The sequence below is a fragment of the Alteromonas sp. ABH4_456 genome, from assembly GCF_056160645.1.
The window spans coordinates 1-18,062 of record NZ_JBSWXO010000020.1; the positions used below are offsets into that span (position 1 = coordinate 1).

General features: G+C 46.8%; 18 protein-coding genes and 1 rRNA gene. 9 read left to right on the plus strand and 10 right to left on the minus strand.

Annotated features, from left to right (window positions below; genetic code table 11):
* Positions 1 to 82: ribosomal RNA gene (gene rrf, locus ACXAG2_RS20145) — 5S ribosomal RNA — on the plus strand; the annotation flags it as partial.
* A 94-nt stretch (positions 83 to 176) separates the two neighbouring features.
* Here the strand turns inward: rrf and ACXAG2_RS20150 are convergent.
* The 8 genes from ACXAG2_RS20150 to ACXAG2_RS20185 all read right to left on the minus strand — a co-directional run bounded on the left by ACXAG2_RS20150 (position 177) and on the right by ACXAG2_RS20185 (position 8,554).
* Positions 177 to 992 carry a hypothetical protein gene (locus ACXAG2_RS20150; RefSeq protein ID WP_474869965.1) on the minus strand — a complete coding sequence of 272 codons (816 nt, stop codon included), beginning with the start codon at positions 990 to 992 and terminating at the stop codon, positions 177 to 179.
* 113 nt (positions 993 to 1,105) lie between these two features.
* Positions 1,106 to 1,645 carry an acyloxyacyl hydrolase gene (locus ACXAG2_RS20155; protein WP_303573145.1) on the minus strand — a complete coding sequence of 180 codons (540 nt, stop codon included), beginning with the start codon at positions 1,643 to 1,645 and terminating at the stop codon, positions 1,106 to 1,108.
* 178 nt (positions 1,646 to 1,823) lie between these two features.
* Positions 1,824 to 4,898 (minus strand): error-prone DNA polymerase, encoded by a 3,075-nt coding sequence (locus ACXAG2_RS20160; RefSeq protein ID WP_474869968.1) that lies wholly within the window; start codon positions 4,896 to 4,898, stop codon positions 1,824 to 1,826.
* A complete protein-coding gene (locus ACXAG2_RS20165; RefSeq protein WP_474869970.1) occupies positions 4,899 to 6,299 on the minus strand; it encodes a Y-family DNA polymerase in 1,401 nt (466 codons plus the stop codon).
* Positions 6,292 to 6,978, minus strand: a complete 687-nt coding sequence (locus ACXAG2_RS20170; RefSeq protein ID WP_474869972.1) for a hypothetical protein — start codon at positions 6,976 to 6,978, stop codon at positions 6,292 to 6,294. The genes ACXAG2_RS20165 and ACXAG2_RS20170 overlap by 8 nt, the downstream gene beginning before the upstream one ends.
* Before the next feature lie 101 nt (positions 6,979 to 7,079).
* On the minus strand, positions 7,080 to 7,577 hold the full coding sequence (locus ACXAG2_RS20175) for a hypothetical protein (RefSeq protein WP_474869974.1): 498 nt from the start codon (positions 7,575 to 7,577) through the stop codon (positions 7,080 to 7,082).
* Positions 7,578 to 7,605: 28 nt separating this feature from the next.
* Entirely contained in the window at positions 7,606 to 7,932 is a 327-nt protein-coding gene (locus ACXAG2_RS20180) for a DUF1820 family protein (protein ID WP_303573149.1), read from the minus strand.
* Between the two features lie 52 nt (positions 7,933 to 7,984).
* Positions 7,985 to 8,554, minus strand: a complete 570-nt coding sequence (locus ACXAG2_RS20185) for a TetR/AcrR family transcriptional regulator (RefSeq protein ID WP_119499457.1) — start codon at positions 8,552 to 8,554, stop codon at positions 7,985 to 7,987.
* A gap of 134 nt (positions 8,555 to 8,688) precedes the next feature.
* Here ACXAG2_RS20185 and ACXAG2_RS20190 point away from each other — a divergent pair, with 134 nt between their 5' ends.
* Entirely contained in the window at positions 8,689 to 10,329 is a 1,641-nt protein-coding gene (locus ACXAG2_RS20190; RefSeq protein WP_474869976.1) for a M28 family metallopeptidase, read from the plus strand.
* A gap of 69 nt (positions 10,330 to 10,398) precedes the next feature.
* Here the strand turns inward: ACXAG2_RS20190 and slmA are convergent, their stop codons facing one another.
* Entirely contained in the window at positions 10,399 to 10,986 is a 588-nt protein-coding gene (gene slmA, locus ACXAG2_RS20195) for a nucleoid occlusion factor SlmA (RefSeq protein WP_119499458.1), read from the minus strand.
* Positions 10,987 to 11,092: 106 nt separating this feature from the next.
* On the minus strand, positions 11,093 to 12,298 hold the full coding sequence (gene coaBC / locus ACXAG2_RS20200) for a bifunctional phosphopantothenoylcysteine decarboxylase/phosphopantothenate--cysteine ligase CoaBC (protein ID WP_474869978.1): 1,206 nt from the start codon (positions 12,296 to 12,298) through the stop codon (positions 11,093 to 11,095).
* A gap of 143 nt (positions 12,299 to 12,441) precedes the next feature.
* Between coaBC and radC the strand changes: the two genes are divergently transcribed.
* The 7 genes from radC (at position 12,442) to rpmG (ending at position 17,970) form a co-directional block, all read left to right on the plus strand.
* Complete coding sequence (gene radC, locus ACXAG2_RS20205; protein ID WP_474869980.1) at positions 12,442 to 13,119, plus strand: RadC family protein; 678 nt, start codon at positions 12,442 to 12,444, stop codon at positions 13,117 to 13,119.
* Between the two features lie 169 nt (positions 13,120 to 13,288).
* Positions 13,289 to 13,648 carry a hypothetical protein gene (locus ACXAG2_RS20210; protein ID WP_474869982.1) on the plus strand — a complete coding sequence of 120 codons (360 nt, stop codon included), beginning with the start codon at positions 13,289 to 13,291 and terminating at the stop codon, positions 13,646 to 13,648.
* 104 nt (positions 13,649 to 13,752) lie between these two features.
* Entirely contained in the window at positions 13,753 to 14,436 is a 684-nt protein-coding gene (locus ACXAG2_RS20215; RefSeq protein ID WP_474869985.1) for a YjbF family lipoprotein, read from the plus strand.
* Positions 14,433 to 15,164: a capsule biosynthesis GfcC family protein gene (locus tag ACXAG2_RS20220; protein WP_474869987.1), complete on the plus strand. Its 732-nt coding sequence runs from the start codon at positions 14,433 to 14,435 to the stop codon at positions 15,162 to 15,164. Before ACXAG2_RS20215 ends, ACXAG2_RS20220 begins: the two co-directional genes overlap by 4 nt.
* Positions 15,161 to 17,266 carry a YjbH domain-containing protein gene (locus tag ACXAG2_RS20225; RefSeq protein WP_474869989.1) on the plus strand — a complete coding sequence of 702 codons (2,106 nt, stop codon included), beginning with the start codon at positions 15,161 to 15,163 and terminating at the stop codon, positions 17,264 to 17,266. Before ACXAG2_RS20220 ends, ACXAG2_RS20225 begins: the two co-directional genes overlap by 4 nt.
* Before the next feature lie 300 nt (positions 17,267 to 17,566).
* Positions 17,567 to 17,803, plus strand: coding sequence for a 50S ribosomal protein L28 (rpmB, locus tag ACXAG2_RS20230; RefSeq protein ID WP_474869992.1), 237 nt, complete (start codon positions 17,567 to 17,569; stop codon positions 17,801 to 17,803).
* Positions 17,804 to 17,814: 11 nt separating this feature from the next.
* Entirely contained in the window at positions 17,815 to 17,970 is a 156-nt protein-coding gene (rpmG, locus tag ACXAG2_RS20235) for a 50S ribosomal protein L33 (protein ID WP_012516577.1), read from the plus strand.
* Positions 17,971 to 18,062 lie beyond the last annotated feature (92 nt).

Consider the following 18,062-nt stretch of genomic DNA (forward strand, 5'->3'; position numbering starts at 1 on the left):
CCATTCCGAACTCAGAAGTGAAACGCGTTAGCGGCGATGGTAGTGTGGGGTCTCCCCATGTGAGAGTAGCACACCGTCAGGCTCCCAATTAAGAAGCCCGCTCATCTGAGCGGGCTTTTTTCGTTTCTGACTCAAGCATCTATTTGTGTAATACAAGACTCTTCAATTCGTTATGGTCACTCACTTCTGACATAAGCTGACTGAATATCTTTGATCAGGTTTTCAGGATCATGAATACCATACTTCAATTTCAATTCATCAATACGTGATTCATTGCCGGTCAGAAAGTCATTAATCTGTTTGATAAGCCCATGTTGCTTTATGCTCGCAAGCTTAAAACCAACGATATTGTGTGGCAGAACCGGCGACAAAGTGAACTCGCCAATAGTGGGGTTTGCTTCAGATAAATAGCTGGTAACGAAATAATCGACTTCTGCCACATCGGTTTTACCCTGCTCAACCAATTGCAGCGCTGACAGGCTGTCCTCAGTCTCTACAAAATCAATGTCACCGTTTTTCTCTTTACCCTTCCAGTCAAGTGGGGTAAAGCCAAATGGTAAACTCACTTTTGAAACTTCATTGATTTCCATGTTCACATTGGTGCGTTTAATAATTGCACCGCTTAAAGTTTTCACCACATCCACAGAGTAGTGTTTTTCAGTTGATTCAGTAATACCCGGATGAAAGATTGAGTTATCGGGATATATCAAATCAACCGTGCCTTTAGCCAACTCTATCTGCAGGCGTGGAACAGGCATTGTCTGATAAATGAATGTATGACCGGACTCACTGGCATAAAGCTCGAGAACTGCCCAGATGAAGCCTCTGTCCTGATCTGAGGTGAAATTATAATGAGGGTAATAATCAAAGTTTTGCAGCCCTACAATGTAGGTTTCTGCCTTTGCCGGCGGGCTTGGATTAATAAAGGATGACAAGAGCAAAGCAAGTGATGAAAGGCGCTTTAGCGGCTGTTTATTCTTTTTAAATAACACTGTTCATGCCGGTGCTTACTCTGATTAAGAGTGCTTGAAAATTGACCATATTTTATGGAATCAATAAGCAATTGCAAGTGCCGGTTTACAAACCGGCAACAAAATTTATGTAACTAAAAATGGTATGAATAGGACACGTTCAGGAAGTCCAGACCGGGATTATCGCTGTTCAGTCCGCCATTGGAATAGTGCATGTACCTCAGAGCGAGTTGATTGACTTCTTGTTCATCTAAACTAAGGAGTAGTCCGAGACGATCTTCAAACTGATAATGTGAACCAATGTTCTTTCCGGCAAAATGACGGTCATTAACCAGACTTGCCCCGATACCTGCTTCAAGATACAACGGATACTTGTCGTATACCGTTGAAATTTGCTTTACCAAAACCGGAGAAAGCGCCAGTGCCAGATTGGTGTCGTGATCATTATAACGGCCGTATTCCCAAACATTAAAGCTTGCCTCCCAATATAGTTTGATGTCTCCAAACCAGTCGGTATACAAAGATGTGGTAACGGGACGATAAGCAACTCTGACACCTTTAATGTCATCAAAGCCATGAAGATAATCGATCGCTACAGACTGGCCTGCCATTGAAGAGAATGTGATGCCGGACAAGAACGCGGCAAATAAACTGTATCTGAAAAATGAAAACATGTGTTCCTCCTGAGTATTGCAACATGTTTGTGTAAACACGTTTGCAAAATGCTCACCAATAAAAAATGCGCCAATTTACAGGGAGATAAATGGAGGTTTGAAAACAAACATTCAAGGATGTTTGTAAGTTAGTGTAAAGCTAAGTAAATCTTTCATAGTAGAAAACAGCATAAAAAGTTTAGTGGAAGTTTCTTGCTCCTGAATTCAATGTATCCAGCCAGCTACTTCTGTCAGTCAGCTTTCCCGCAATAATGTGAATAACCCCTTCGGGTGAACGTTCAAGAATGCCATCAATTTGCAGGATCTGTGATTTGAGATATGCCTGATGCTGATGTCTGGCGGTAGCTTGCCAGACAACCACATTCATGTTGCCGGTGTGATCTTCAAGGGTAAAAAACGTCGCGCCGGATGCCGTGCCGGGGGCTTGTCTGCATGTAACGCAACCCAGTACGTGTACTACAGATTTGTTGGGTCTGTTAATTAACTCCCGCGCCAATGTCAGTTGCCTGACAGAATAGTCTCGCAGGATAAGCTCAACCGGATGTTGCTTTAACGATAATGTTGTTGACGCATAATCTTCCAGCAATGCGTCTTTGTCATCCGGTGCAAAATCGAAGGGCAGTTGCTCATTCTGAGCAGTGAATAAAGGCATTGTGCTGTGCTTATCCATCATTTGCCATCTTGCACGGTAACGATTACCGGATATGCTGAAAAAAGCATCCGCACTGGCCAGAGAGGACAAATCAGATTCCGTCAAACCGGACATCTTAAGTTCAGTTAAACTCCGGTAACCTTCTTCAGGTCTCTTAGATTCAAGCAATACAGCGCCATTTTCTGATAATCCTTTCACCAGTCGTAGTCCGAGCCGGATTTGCTTAATCCCTGCCTTCAGCTCTATCTTGTGATCAAAGTCCGACGCATTTACACAGACCGGTAACACAGTGATCTCATGATGTCTGGCATCCTGAACCAGTTGTGAAGCCGAATAAAAGCCCATAGGTAAACTGTTGAGCAGGGCAACATAAAACTCTGCCGGGAAATAGCATTTCAACCAGCAGGATACGTAGGCCAGTACAGCGAAAGAGGCTGAATGCGATTCGGGAAACCCGTAACCCCCGAAACCTTTTATTTGTTCAAAAAGCTGTTCCGCAAAAGCCGGTTCGTAGTTCCGTTCCGTCATGCCTTTAATCAGCCTGTCCCGGAATTCGTAAATGCGGCCATCTTTTTTCCAGCTCGCCATAGCACGGCGAAGCTGATCGGCTTCCCCGCCCGAAAAGCCGGCAGCGACCATCGCCAGTTGAATAACCTGTTCCTGAAAAATAGGCACGCCCATGGTTCTGGATAGTACCTGTCTGACTTCCTCTGACGGATAAGATACGGCTTCTTTGCCATGACGACGCAGTAAGTAAGGATGCACCATATCGCCCTGTATCGGCCCCGGCCTGACAATAGCTATCTGCACCACTAAATCATAATAACAACGTGGCCTGAGCCTCGGCAGCATGGTCATCTGTGCACGGGACTCAATCTGGAATGTGCCCACTGTATCGGCTTTACAAATCATATCGTAGACTTGCTGATCATCGCCCAGTGCGGTGATAAACGGTATCGATACCGGCACCGGAAACTGACGGTTTAGCAGGGCGAAGGTCTTCCGGATGGCGGTTAACATGCCTAAAGCAAGAACATCGACTTTCAGTAACCCTAAGGTTTCTAAATCATCTTTGTCCCATTGAATGACAGTGCGGTCCGCCATCGCAGCATTTTCAACAGGTACCAGTTCATATAACGGACCGGCTGAAATGACAAACCCTCCCACATGCTGAGACAGGTGCCTCGGGAAACCCGTAATTTGTTCAGTTAAGCTGATTAACTGACTCACCTTAGGGTATAGCGGATTTAAACCGCAGGATTCAATTTGAGTTTGCCAGGGCACGGCTCTGTCTCGCCGGTTTATATTTTTAATCACATAATCCAGTTGAGATTCGGGAAAACCCAGCGCCTTACCTGTTTCGCGAAATGCGCTTTTAAACCTGAAGCTGATTACTGTCGCTGCCAGCGCTGTGCGTTCACGGCCGTATTTGCTATAAATATACTGAATGACTTCTTCCCGCCGGCTGTGTTCAAAATCCACATCAATATCCGGTGGCTCATTTCTTTCTTTAGAAATGAAGCGCTCAAATAACACATTTATCTGTCTGGGATCGACAGCGGTGATTTCAAGGCAATAGCACACTACCGAGTTCGCAGCAGAGCCACGACCCTGATATAAAATATCGTTAGCGGCAGCAAACTGAACAATGTCGTAAATGGTCAGAAAGAAATATTCGTATTGCTGTTCCTCTATCAGTGTCAGCTCTTTTTCTATGATGGCCCGCACACAGTCAGATATCCCCTCCGGAAATCGCCTTGAAATGCCTTCTTCGACGCATTTCCTCAGCCAGCTTGTTGCGTTATAACCAGCCGGAACCAGTTCAGAAGGATATTGATATTTGAGTTCGTCAGGACTAAATACACATTGCGACGCAATTCTGGATGCGGTTGCAAGCCAGGCTGCCGGATACAGCTTTTGTAATTTACTTAGCGGACGGAGTGCTCTTTCTGCATTTGAGACAGCATTAAGACCCAGTTTGTCTACCGTGGTATTTTCTTTCATAGCGTGCATGACATGTTGTAATGCAAGCCGCTCGCTGTGATGAAAAAGGGCGTGGGTACACGCTGTTACTGGCAGTGAAAAACTATCATGAAGTGCCTCATACTGAGCGAAACGAAGATGGTCCCTGCCATCAAGGTGACGGACCGCGCCGATGTATGTTCTTTCAGGATGAAAGCGTTTGAACCATTCTCCCCAGCGGACATTTTCTTCATCACTAAGGTGAGGAAGCCAGATGATAATACAGTGCCGGACAGATTTGATGTCCCACTCTGCCAGCGCATATTCTCCTTTGGGACTGCGACGTCTGGCGTTGGTGATGATACGGCACAGTTCGCTCCATGCTTTTTTATCCGGGCAGAGCAGCACAAATTGTAATGATTCGCCGAAATTAAACAGGCTTCCGCTGATCAGTTTTACCGGTAAGTGATGGCGCGATATCTCGCTGTGCGCCCGCACAATACCAGCCACAGAACATTCATCAGTAATAGCAATAGCCTGGTAGCTCAGGAATGCTGCTGTGGTTACCAGTTCTTCCGGTGAAGACGCACCATAAAGAAAACTGAAGTTACTTTGAGTAACGAGTTCTGCATATTGCATTCAGGCATACCAGCCGCTGATGTACCATCCACCCTGTTCCCTGAATATCTGCATGCGCTGACCGTGTTGATTCAGCGCGATGAAGTAATCTCTTTGTTCCGGTGCATTGTCCCACCAACCGCTTTCTATTCTCACCGGGCCGAACTCAATTTTAGGCGTTCCTGTCAGGCGTTGTGGCTGAGATAAAATAAAGGCAGGAATATGTTGTGCAGCCTGTTCACTGAAAGCGTGAGAGCGGGGCGCTTTTGCCATCGTAAACCGGTGGTCCTCCGGCCAGGCGGCGTCAGAAACTGCCTGATTACCCAACCGGGCGGTGAGTTTACTCAGTAATTGCTGGCGGGCGAAGAAATGCTTCCTGGCATTAAAAAAGTCGGCTTCTGTACCGGCATATTCATTGATTTCACCGGCACATAATGTGAATTGAATAACCGGTTCTGCCAGTTCTGTCGTTTCCAGTTTAAGGGCAATCAGGTTCGCCCATTCATCAAAGCTGAAGCGAAGATCTGATTTTCTGATATCCAGCGTTACAGGGTCTGTTTCTCTGTAACAGAGGGTTAGGATGAGCCACTGCGTGCCGGCATTCCGGAGTCGCAGAAAAATGCCTAAATCCTTCAAAATTTTACCGAGGTACGCATTCAGTTTATCTGTACCGGTTACTTCAAAAGGCAGAATAACCGTTTGTTCGAAGGTCGCAGGCGGATGATAAAACGGTCCTGCACGATAACTGTCTCCTTTCAGTGAGAACAGATATTTGAGTAAATCGCTGTTAAAGCGCTTACCAATTTCAGTGGCTGGTAATTCAAACAGGGCTCCCAGGTGTTTTATGCCCGCTCTGTATAACGCATGACTCTCTTTCTGACTGAGCAGTAATGCAGAAACGGGAAGATCATTCAGGGCGCGGCGAATTGATGCGTTCTCCAGCAGCAGAATGTTTGTTTTTTGCCTTGCAAGTACGCTGGCCGCGTCCGGGCTCCATGCTGAAGCATAATGACACCGTATGTTGCGTGAGAGGATCACTGCTTTTACGGCCTCCCATATTTGTTCGTAGCTGCCGTAATAGCGCACCAGATTATCGATACGTATTGCCAGTCCATCCGGCGGGCTTACTGAGATCTCTGCGACACACTCATAAAGTTGAGAGGCCAGATTTTTCAGTAATGACAATTCCATGGATTCATCGTAATCGATGAGCTCCAGGTTTTCACATAAGGCCGCGGCCTGAGCCAGTCCCATTTCCTGCTCAATGCCTGCTGCACGGGCAGTCCGGTTTAACTGAATAAGGGCATTGCGTTTCTGGTGGTAAACCGCAACAGGTAAACTGTTGTCAGTGGCTCCTGCATGCAGTGCGTTATCCAGCGTCAGCCGGTAACAGTATACATACAGCCAGCGCTGATCAGCCATGACGGGCACCATCCTGCTCCGGCAGACGGTTAAAACGGGACATTGCTGATGCAATAGCACTGTTATCCGGCGTGTATTTAAAGCGCTCTTTTACTCCCAAGACTGGCCAGCCTTTCAATTGCTTATTGATATTCACTTCAAAACCTTCAGTTGCCGGCATAAAAAGTAAATCTAAGGCGATGGGAAGCGGGTGTTGTACATTCACAGGGTGCTCGAAAAGTAGCACCATACATTCATGCTGAGCCGCCGCCACCTGAAGCCGCCGGGCCTGTCCGGGGAGGATAGATTTTGTCCAGCAGCACACGAGTGAGCAGGCATCAGATTTGATGGCTTCTTCCGTTGCCCAGCCACTCAAATCATCCGGTGCGGTGACAAGTTTGCAGTCAGAAGGATTAAAGCCGGTCCGGTTCAGCCAGGGGGCGGTAAGCATACCGGGCGCATTAATAAACACCGCCAGCGTTTCAGCTTGTAATGAATTGAATACAGATTTGAGAAATGACAATTCACCGCAACCCGGCAGACACACGATTCGGATTACCCCGGATGCAGGGAAGCCTCCAGACAATGCTGAATCAAAATGAGTGAATCCCGTCGGAAGCAGACGGCTTTGTTTCATCTGAGCCTGACTGCCACGCCAGACTCCGGGGGGCATTTCAACCAGAGAAAGCGAATTTGCCATAATAATTTACCTGTATATATATACAGTATTATAGGCAGAAATAAACAGTGATCAAGACACCTGTTTATCTTTCAACAGAGTGATTGTTTTCTAAAGCAATGTTATTCAGACGCGGAAGAAGAGGCGCGGGGAGCCAGTAACCCTGATGTCATAAGATCACAGGCTTTAATAAAGCCATCGGCGGTATTTTTAACCCAACTGATACGTACATCATTAGGTTGTTCCTGAATAAAGCTTTTGATGTCTTCCATAGAAAGTTCGGTATCACGCAAAGCGATATTGAGCCCTTCTTCAATTGAATGTCCCTTCTCACAATTATCAAAAATAATTTTTGCAGATGAGGACACAATCAAAATTAAAACATCATATTTTTTGCCACTGATAAGGCCTTTGCTACTGGCGGATTCAACCCTTTCGATAAAGATTTGCTGCAAAGATTTGGCCGTAGTACTCAAAGTGTCAAAAGCACTATTGGCTTTACTGGCATTTTGCTTTGCCTGATGCTTATTTGAATTGACTAATTTCTGTAAGCTTTGCACTTTAAGCACAAAAAATATCAGGATTAAAACTAATACTGCAATAATACTAAAAGCCAGCAAAGCAACAACTCCGGTCAGTTAAGGAAATTCAGTCTTTCTTCGGCGTGTAAATCGGGCTTGGGAACGCGGTTACTTTTTCAGAAAGTTGCGTGATTTTTGCCGTGCCCTGTTTTTTTACAGCATCAATGCGTAACACATTGTGCATAGGTACATACGTCCTTTCGACATCTGAAAACTCTGTTTTCAGTTTCTCATGGCTGGGATCAACCACGAGACTGGTATGAGTATCCCAGACAAAATCACCAATTTCTACAAAGCCGAACATACTGTCCTGACTTAATTCCCTCACATATAACTCATAGCGTTCGCCGTTACTGACAAACTGGATGCGGTACAAAGGGTCGTTACTACTCATGAAATTGAAAACCTGAAATGCACATTCGGGAGCATGATTTTACGGTTTTCTGTTAAACCTGCAACGGGGTTAGCAGCGCTTCTGTGGCAATGACCATCTCTTCACGGTTTTCAGCAAGGATGCCGTTTACGGCAAAACCCTGAACATAGCTGGTAAGCTGAAGAGCTGCAGACTCAATATTGATGTCCGGTTTTATTTCCCCTGACAATTTGGCTTTTTCCAGACAACCGATAAAATCGAGTTGCAGACGGTCCAGATAGTGTCTTCCCATTTCTCTGATTGTGGGATCCTGTTTCCCCAGTTCGCAAACACAGTTAATCAATAAACAGCCTCTGCCATAGACCAGGGGGATATATCGCAAAAAGAAAGTATTGATGGCGGTGATGCCGTGGTGGTTTTCCAGTTCACTGACTACGGGCATCAGCTGAGTTTTCTGATAATGCTCTAAAACTTTGTACAGGAACTGTTGTTTAGAACCAAATTCCAGATAAAAACCGCGCCGGTTAAAAGAGGTGCGGGCGATAATTTCATCCATGATGGCGCCGTGGAAACTATATTCAAGGAATATGTCCACAGCTTGTCCGAGTATCTCGTCTATATCGTATTGTGCGCTTCTTGGCATAGCGGTCGCATTAGTGTGTACTTCTATTGAGCGTAGCGTAAACCATGGAAGTATCAAGGGATAGGGTTAATCGCCTTGCTTAAATCATCTTCCGGGTTAACATGCCCGTGGTTTATGCAATTTTGAAGATGATTATGATAAGAAAATTAATCCTGAGCGGGCTGTTCGCTGCGTCTGCTGTTACGGGTGTGGCGGCGCAGGATGATGCCGTTAACAGCCATTTCAATCCTGACACGAACAGAATCAAATCTCACCTGTTTTTCCTTGCTGATGATTTGCTGGAAGGCCGTGATACCGGTTCCCGCGGACATGATATTGCTGCGTTATATATTGCCACCGAATTTGCCAAATATGGTCTCAAACCGGCCGGTACGGATGGCTTTATGCAACCAGTACCTTTCCGCAAGGCCAGTCTGGTGCAGGAATCTCCCGAATTCACTTATCAGACGGAAGGCGGGACGTTGTCTTTTGCTTACCCTAAAGATTATTTGACCGGTCCTGATTTAATGGCCACCGACTCTGCGCTGAGCGGTGAGATGGTTTTCGCCGGTTATGGCATCATTGCTGATGAACTGAATCACGATGACTACGCCGGTCTGGATGTGGAAGGCAAAATTGTTGTGGTACTTTCCGGTAAGCCGGCTTCTTTCCCCAGTGAAGAAGGGGCGCACTTTGCGTCGGGTTATCAGAAACAGTTTTATGCTGCACAGCACGGTGCCATTGGTATGATAACGGTTTCTACGCCAGTGGCTGAAAAAGTACGCCCGTATCAGAATATGCTCAGCTACATTCATACTCCCCGTATGGCATGGGTGGATGAAAACGGCGTACCGGCGAACACGTTCGCACAGTTGAAAGGCAGTGCTTATCTTAGCGAACCGGCCGCACAGCAACTATTTTCTAATGCTCCTGTTTCTTTGAATGATATTTACGCGGAACTGGAAGAAGACAAATCGCCGGCAGGTTTTGTGATTCCGGGTACTATTTCTCTGAGTAAGAAGAGTCTGCATTCTCAAATTACCAGCCCGAATGTGGTGGGTATGATTGAAGGGAGCGATCCAACCCTTAAAAATGAATATGTGGTTTTTTCTGCCCACTCCGACCATATTGGCTTTGCCAAAACAGTTAAGAAAGACAACATCAATAACGGTGCCATGGACAATGCTTCAGGTACTGCCGTGATGCTCGAAACGGCAAGGCTGTTCAGTGAATTGCCCGAAAAACCAGCCCGGTCAATTTTGTTTGTTTCCGTAACCGGCGAAGAAAAAGGGCTGCTGGGCGCTGATTATTTCGCCCGTAATCCAACGGTGCCGGTAACATCCATGGTGGCTGACGTAAATCTGGATATGCCAATCCTGACCTATCCCTTTGCCGATGTCATTGCATTTGGTGCCAGTCACAGCGACATGAAAGCGTCAGTAGAAGAGGCAGCAGGCAATGCCGGCATTACTCTGAGCCCGGACCCCTGGCCAGAGCAGGCATTGTTTACCCGCTCTGATCACTATGCTTTTGTAAAGCAGGGTGTGCCTTCGGTGTTTATGGTACCCGGTCTGACATCTAAAGATCCTGATATAGATGGCAGTAAAAAATTCGGTGAGTTTCTGGCAACCCATTATCACAAGCCCAGTGACGATATTAACCAGCCATTTAACTGGGAAGCTGCAAAAACTTTCACTTGTGTGAACGCTGAAATCGGACTGACACTGGCTACTCAGGCTAACCGCCCGGAGTGGAATGACGGAGACTTCTTCGGCAATACATTCAGTAAGCAGTAGTTTCAGAGTTTGTAAGCATAACGAAAAAGAGCGCGGAATCGCGCTCTTTGTATTTCCGGTACAGACAAATCAGATAAAGACCTGTCTGAACATCTGCCATTGTTCGTTGAACTGCTCAGTAGGCTTGCGGGTAAAACCACTGCGGATGAACTGGTTTATCCGGCCGTCGACATAACAAATCATCATATTAGCTACTACACCTTCGTCTGCAGCCAGCGTTTTACCTTCCCGTAACTTGCGTTCACGCAAAATTTGCTTCAGTTGGGTTTCCAGCCTTTCGAATAACTTGGCAATCCGTGCACGCAACCGGTCCTGTTCACCCATCAGGGCATCGCCATTCAGGATGCGGGTTATGCCGGGATTCTTCTCTGCAAAGCCCAGTAACAAGTGCAAAATGAGCTGGCACCGTGCTGCTGAATCCTTTTCCTCGTTCAGAATTTTATTGATACGGGAGAATAACGTTTCTTCAATAAATTCGATGAGCCCTTCGAACATCCGGGCTTTGCTCGGGAAGTGACGATAGAGTGCCGCTTCTGATACACCCACCTTTTCAGCGAGTTTCGCGGTTGTGATACGCTGGCCCTGGTGCGTTTCCAGCATGCCGGCCAGTGCTTGAAGTATCTGGGCCCGTCGGTTTGTTTTCTTTACAGCAGGCATAAGGCGAGTGTTTCCTCTGCTTCAGGATCAGTTCTCAATCCCGGTTCCATTTTAAAGTGGTCTGTGTTTTTGATTATCTTATGTCGGTTTATCGACCGGCAGACCATTAATTTGATTGTTTATTATTATAATGTTTTGCAACCAGCGCGATTAGCGATTTGGCTAACTCTGTTTTATTCGCCGGAGGCAACTGTACGTCATCCTCTTCCCAGATGACATGCAGCGCATTTTCGTCACTGTTAAAGCCAAGCCCTTCCAGGGTGATGTCATTCGCAGCAATCATGTCGAGGTTTTTATTTTCTAGTTTGCCCCGCGCATAAGCTTCCACATTCTGGCTTTCAGCAGCAAACCCTACCGTAAACGGCGGAGAGGGTAATGCTGCTACAGTCTTAAGAATATCAGGGTTTTTAACAAAAGTAAGTGTTAACTTATCATCAGATTTTTTAATCTTATTTTCTGCCTGATGATTAATACGATAATCGGCAACGGCTGCCGCTGCAATGAAGATTTGCGCTGAGTTGATCTCGCTCATGACTGCTTCGAGCATATCATCAGCAGTTTGCACACTGATGCGTTTTACCCCGGGGGGGACTGTCAGGGAAACCGGGCCGGACACCAGCACAACCTCTGCGCCCTGCTCAGCCGCAGCCTGTGCTACGGCGTATCCCATTTTGCCACTGCTGTGATTTGATAAGTATCTGACCGGGTCAATGGGCTCTCTGGTTGGTCCCGCAGTAATGACAACTTTTTTACCTTCCAGCTTATTACCGGTCAGGGCACTGGCTAATGCAGATACGATAAGTTCCGGTTCTTCCATTCTGCCCGGTCCCACATCGCCACATGCCTGTTCGCCTGCTGCCGGCCCGATGAAACGGATGGCACGAAGTTGCAATTTTTGCAGGTTATCCTGCGTTGCCCGTGCCTGCCACATTTGCTGATTCATGGCTGGAGCAATGAAAACCTGAGCCGTGGTTGCAAGGTACAATGTTGAAAGCAGGTCATCCGCCAGGCCATGCGCCAGTTTAGCCATGCAGTGCGCCGTGGCCGGTGCAATCAATAAAACATCGGCCCATTTCGCCAGTTCGATATGACCCATTCCGGCTTCAGCCTGCTCGTCCAGCAACTCGCTGTGAACCTGATGGCCGGAAACCGCCTGTAACGATAATGAACTGACAAATTCTGTTGCACCACGTGTCAGTACCACTCTCACGTCAGCGCCCTGCGCTTTCAGTTTTCTTACCAGATCCGGTGTTTTATAGGCAGCAATACCGCCGGTAACACCCAGAAGAATTTTTTTATTGAATAAGTGCATAGTGCATTTTTCAGACAATAAGATTGCGGTAAGCCTACCAGATGTTTTCTGTTACCGGTAGACAGAGCGATCTGGCATTGCAGCCAGTAGTGAGCTTGTTTGATACCGCGTAGGCTGTTGTTCCGTATGATAAAGGAACAGATATGACCGGGTTAAAAGCATGGCCGCTGGCAGAAAGGCCGAGGGAAAAGTTGTTTGAAAAAGGCGTGGCAGCGCTTTCTGATGCAGAAGTGCTGGCAGTGCTATTTGGCAGCGGTATGGGTGGCGCAGGGGCGTTGTGTATCGCGCGGAATTTACTGGACGAGTTTGGCTCTCTGCGGGAAGTGGTGTGCGCAAAAAAAGCCCGATTATGTGATATCAAAGGGGTAGGCGATATGCGTTATGCACAAATTGCCGCAGTATCGGAAATATCCCGCAGAGTGCTGGAAACCCCGTTGAAATCCAGACCGGTATTTAATCATGTCAGTGATGTTGAAGCTTTCCTGCTGGCATCTTTGCGTCATGAATACAAAGAGCACTTTGCCATTATGTGCCTTAACAGCCAGCACCATCTTATTGCCTTCAGAACACTTTTCACCGGCACATTGAATGCAGCAGCCGTTTATCCCCGTGAGATTGTAAAGCAGGTCATTGATGACAACGCCGCTGCGGTCATTCTGGTCCATAACCATCCTTCCGGCGTATCAGATCCCAGCGATGCCGATATTCGTCTTACCCGGGATGTAAAACATGCGCTCAATCTTATTGATGTCAGTGTGTTAGATCATTTTATCGTGGGCGATAATTCTGTGTTTTCTTTAGCACAGAAAGGATTGATGTAATTTTGAACCTTGCTATACTGATGTCTACGATCCTGACAGATCGTCGGCGATCCATGCGACGAGCATGTGAAACGTATATTTTTTACGACCAAATTATGCCTGGAGAGTAGTCACTTAGTGACAAATGCTTTAGGGTAGTGCGTCGGTGGATTTTTAATAAAGGACAATTATGAAACAGTCATTAATTTCATTAGTCATCGGTGCAACCATGGCTTTTGGTGCTGTTGCACAAGACAACTCTGGTAACAGCTCTAACGGTGCAGAAGGGAGCATGACTGCCGGTTCTATCGCTACTGGTGTTATCGGCCTGGGCGTATTAGGCGCAATCGTGAGCAACAACCGTGGTTCAGCTGACCTGGACGATGGCGTTGTAGATCCAGATCCAACTTGTAACGATGGTGACGAGCTGGTTGACGGTGTATGTGTTGGCTCAACGACGACAGTAACTGACACTGTTACTGTATCTGGTACGCAAATTATTACAGTTACTACTCCTATCACAGTAACTTATACTTACGCACCTCAGTAAGTTCTGAATGAATTTTGAAAGCCGCCCCTTAACCGGAGCGGCTTTTTTATTTCTGGTGTACCCCGCCGTTTTTTCATCGCTTTACTAATAAGATGTTTAGGAATATGTTCCGCAGGATTCTTTCTTCTCTGTTCGCCTTAGCACTGGTCAGCGGTTGTTCCAGCACGAATAAAGCTTATTACGACACGCTCAAACTGGCCTTCACGCAATCTGACAACACCGTTTCCTCTGAAACTCTGAGACAAAGCAAAGCGGATTTAATGGCCGTTAAACACGGTGATCGTGTGCAGATCATCATGGCGCTGGCCTATATCGAAGGTGAGACACAAACCTGGGTATCAGCTGATAATGCCTTACTTTCCATGCAAAAGGGCGTGATTACCGAAACCCACGGACTCGCAAACGATTTAATTTATCACTCAGATCTTTTGGCTAATCCACTGTTTGATCCAACCGGGGCAGCGTTGTCATGGGATTATCTGGTAGACATTGAAAATTATGGCTACGGACTGGATGTACAAACTGTCTGGCAGCGCAGTGAGGCAAGCCAGTTAACGATTATGGATTATGAATTTTCCGTATATCTGATTGAACAAACAGTCAATTTTAACGGCGCCAGCCCTTTTTATGAAACGGGGACACAGTGGATAAACCGTTACTGGTTTGATGATAAAAGTGGTGAAATGCTGAAATCTGAACAACTGTTATCGCCGGCCGGAGAGTTAATTACCATGACGTATCTGAGCCGCGCTCAGCGACTGATTGATGGTCAGGAGGTGAAGCCATGAAAGCATTGTTGGCGCTAATCATTATCTCATTATTCAGTGCATCCACGCTGGCATCGGTGAATGTAAAAGTAAACGGTCAGCAGTACCGTTATCTGAATCCGGTCAGGCTGTCTCTTATTTTGCAGACAACCGCAAAAAATGGCGACTGGTACTGGCCCGCCTGTGCTATTTACAGCGAGAACACTGCAGACGTTGAAGCCATGCGCAAAGACGTGTTGCAGTCCATTGATGCGGTAGCTGTAGATTTAAGTGTGAACGACGATAAAGCGATTGCACTGAACGCCCTTAAAAGACAGGTAGAAAACTGGACGCTGGCAAAACGCCTGCCTGTAAAGTTGAACCGGAACGCGGCCCGGCTTGACGTGAAGCAAAATCCTATGCTTCAGGAAGGGAATTACGCCATTTACCTTACCGGCAGACCGGATACCGTGTGGCTCAGTGGCATGGTGAAAACGCCGGGGTCATATGAATACCGCAATCAGAGTACGCCGGCAGATTACGCTGAAGGGGTGAACCTGAGAGGCTATGCCGACCCTGATTATGTGTATGTCATTTCCCCCCGCGGAGAAATCACTAAACAGAATATCGCGTACTGGGGGAAATCTTATTCTCAAGTCATGCCCGGCAGTCAAATTTACGTGCCGCTGTTTACCTGGTTGTTATCGCCTGACGTTGATGATTTAAATGAAAAAGTGGCCAGTCTTGCTGTTCACAGGGTGCTGCCATGATGAAATTTAAAGGAACGCACACACGTTGTGCGGTAGCTGTTGCTGCAGCCTGTTTTAGTAGTGCTGCGATGAGTAATGACAGCGTAACACTGCAGGTTCAGCCTTCACAGATGGTGCAGGGCGGAACCGGACTGATTCAGACACCGACTTCGCGGATGGGTGAGGAAGGTGACTTATTTATTAATTACACCGACAATCAGGAATACCGGTTCTGGTCGGTGAATTTACAGTTGTACGACTGGATGCAGGCCACTGCCCGCTATACCGACGTACGTACCCGGCTTTACAGTGATACACCTAGTTTCAGTGGCGATCAAACGCTGAAAGACAAAGGTCTTGATGTAAAATTCAGATTATTAAAAGAAGGGTTTTATTTCCCGGAAGTGTCGCTGGGTTTCCGTGACTTTGGTGGCACCGGTTTTTTCGAAAGCGAATATGTCACAGCATCAAAAGCCTGGGGGCCGTTCGACTTTCACCTTGGCCTGGGCTGGGGTTATATGGGCACCGCCGACGATATAACGAATCCTTTCTGTAAGCTGAAAGACAGTTACTGCGACCGGCCAGCCGGATTCTCCGGCCGGGGCGGTAAAGTTGACTATCAGCAATTCTTCAAAGGCCCTATGGCTGTGTTCGGTGGTATTGAGTATCAGACTCCCTGGGAGCCTCTGCGCCTCAAGCTGGAATACGAAGGGAACAATTATACCAATGACCGGGCGGGTGCGCTGGAGCAGGATACCCGTTTTAACATTGGTGCTGTTTACCGTTGGAAAGGATTCGACTTCTCTGCAAACTATCAGCGCGGAAATACATTCGGATTTGGTGTGACTTATCACTTCAATATGAACACAGCTAAACAGGTGAAAATAGATAAGCCGCCCAGAGATATCGTGCAGTCGAAACCTGCTGCAGGTGTGGATTCCGTTAATAAGCGCCGTTTATACCGTGACCTGGCATTTGATGGCGGCTTTATTCTTTCTGATGCCTCTATTGAAGAAGACAAAGCCATTTTCTACGGTAATCAGATTGCATACCGTGATAAAAATGAAGCGGCTGAGCGTATTGGGCGTATTGCTGCGTCTGAGTTGCCTGAATCGGTGAAGTCTTACCATATCGTCGAAAATGCCGGTCGTTTACCGCTGGTGGATACTGTCATTGATGCGGATGCATTTAAAGTGGCTGCTAAATACGAAGATATCGAAGCAGATATTAAGCAGACATACACACGACAGGCGCCGGAAGACAATGTACTCGATAAGTACGACCCGGAAAAAACCAGCGGATTGTTCCATTCTGTCGACTTCTTCTATACCCAGACATTCGGTAACCCGGAAGATTTTTATCTTTATCAGGGCGGCCTGATCCTGAGTGGCGGCTATGCGATAAACCAGAACTGGACCGCAATTTCCAGTATCCGCGCCACACTCTTCGATAATTTCGACAAGTTCAGCTTTACCGTTGACCAGGATACATCAACCCTTCCCCGTGTACGAACCTACGTGCGTGAATATGTGGAAAATGACTTGTGGGTTGATACCGCCTTCATGCAGTGGAATGACAGCCTTGGCAACGATTTCTTCGCCCAGGCTTACGGTGGTTACCTGGAGACCATGTACGGCGGTGCTGGTGGTGAAGTGCTCTGGCGTCCTGTAGACAGTTCTCTGGCGTTTGGTGTGGACGTAAATTACGTTAAGCAGCGTGATTATGATGATCAGTTCAGTTTCCTGGACTATACAGCCTTCACCGGCCATATCAGTGCTTACTGGGAACCTGAGTTTCTGGATGACACCATGCTGACGGTGAGCGCCGGACAGTTCCTTGCTAAGGACAAAGGGGTGAATATCGATTTCGCCAAGCGCTTCGACAGCGGTATTGTGGTGGGAGCGTATGCTGCATTTACCGATGTATCGTCAGAAGAGTACGGAGAAGGAAGCTTTACCAAAGGTTTCTATATTTCCGTGCCGCTGGATTTATTTACGCTGAAGCCGGCGAAAGGGCGTGGTACGTTCCCCTGGATCCCTATTTCACGTGATGGCGGACAAATGTTAAGACGGCCGGCGAGACTGATTGATTTCACGAATGCGCGATCGTCATTCCTGGATTGATCTGATCATTGAGTAAAAGATCTGCGATCAGATCGTTACAGGATCGATTTTAGGTGGTATTATGCGCCCCCGATTGTGCGTGACGGATGAATTTTCATGGTCTGCGCGCGGCTAAAAAATGAGTTAGCGTAAAAAATGTCGCGATGAAAAGAAGGTTTTTAGCCTTTTTTATTGAAATCTGCGTCTGTTTGCTGTATAAAATGCGCCCTCTAATTTATCGTAATATCGTCAACTGACCCGGAATACTTATTAGGTGGGATCGATTGGCGCGACAGTTTTGTAGTTCTGGAGACAAATACAATGTCAAGAGTATGCCAAGTTACTGGTAAGCGTCCAGCGGTTGGTAATAACCGTTCGCACGCGCGCAATGCGACTCGTCGTCGCTTTTTGCCAAATCTTCAAACTCACCGTTTTTGGGTTGAGAGCGAAAACCGTTTTGTTAAACTGCGTCTGTCTGCTAAAGGCATGCGTATCATCGATAAAAAGGGTATCGATTCAGTTCTGACTGATCTTCGTGCCCGTGGTGAGAAAGTCTAAGGAAGCCGACAATGCGTGATAAAATTAAATTAGTTTCTTCAGCAGGTACAGGTTTCTTCTACACCACTGACAAAAACAAGCGTAACATGCCTGGCAAAATGGAGATCAAAAAATACGATCCCGTTGTGCGTAAGCACGTTATGTTCAAAGAGGCAAAAATCAAGTAATAAAACTTGCTTTTGTCTCCACGAAAACCCGGCTCTTGCCGGGTTTTTTGCGTTTAGCCTCCAGTGCGTTAATCTTACCGGAAAGAGCAATA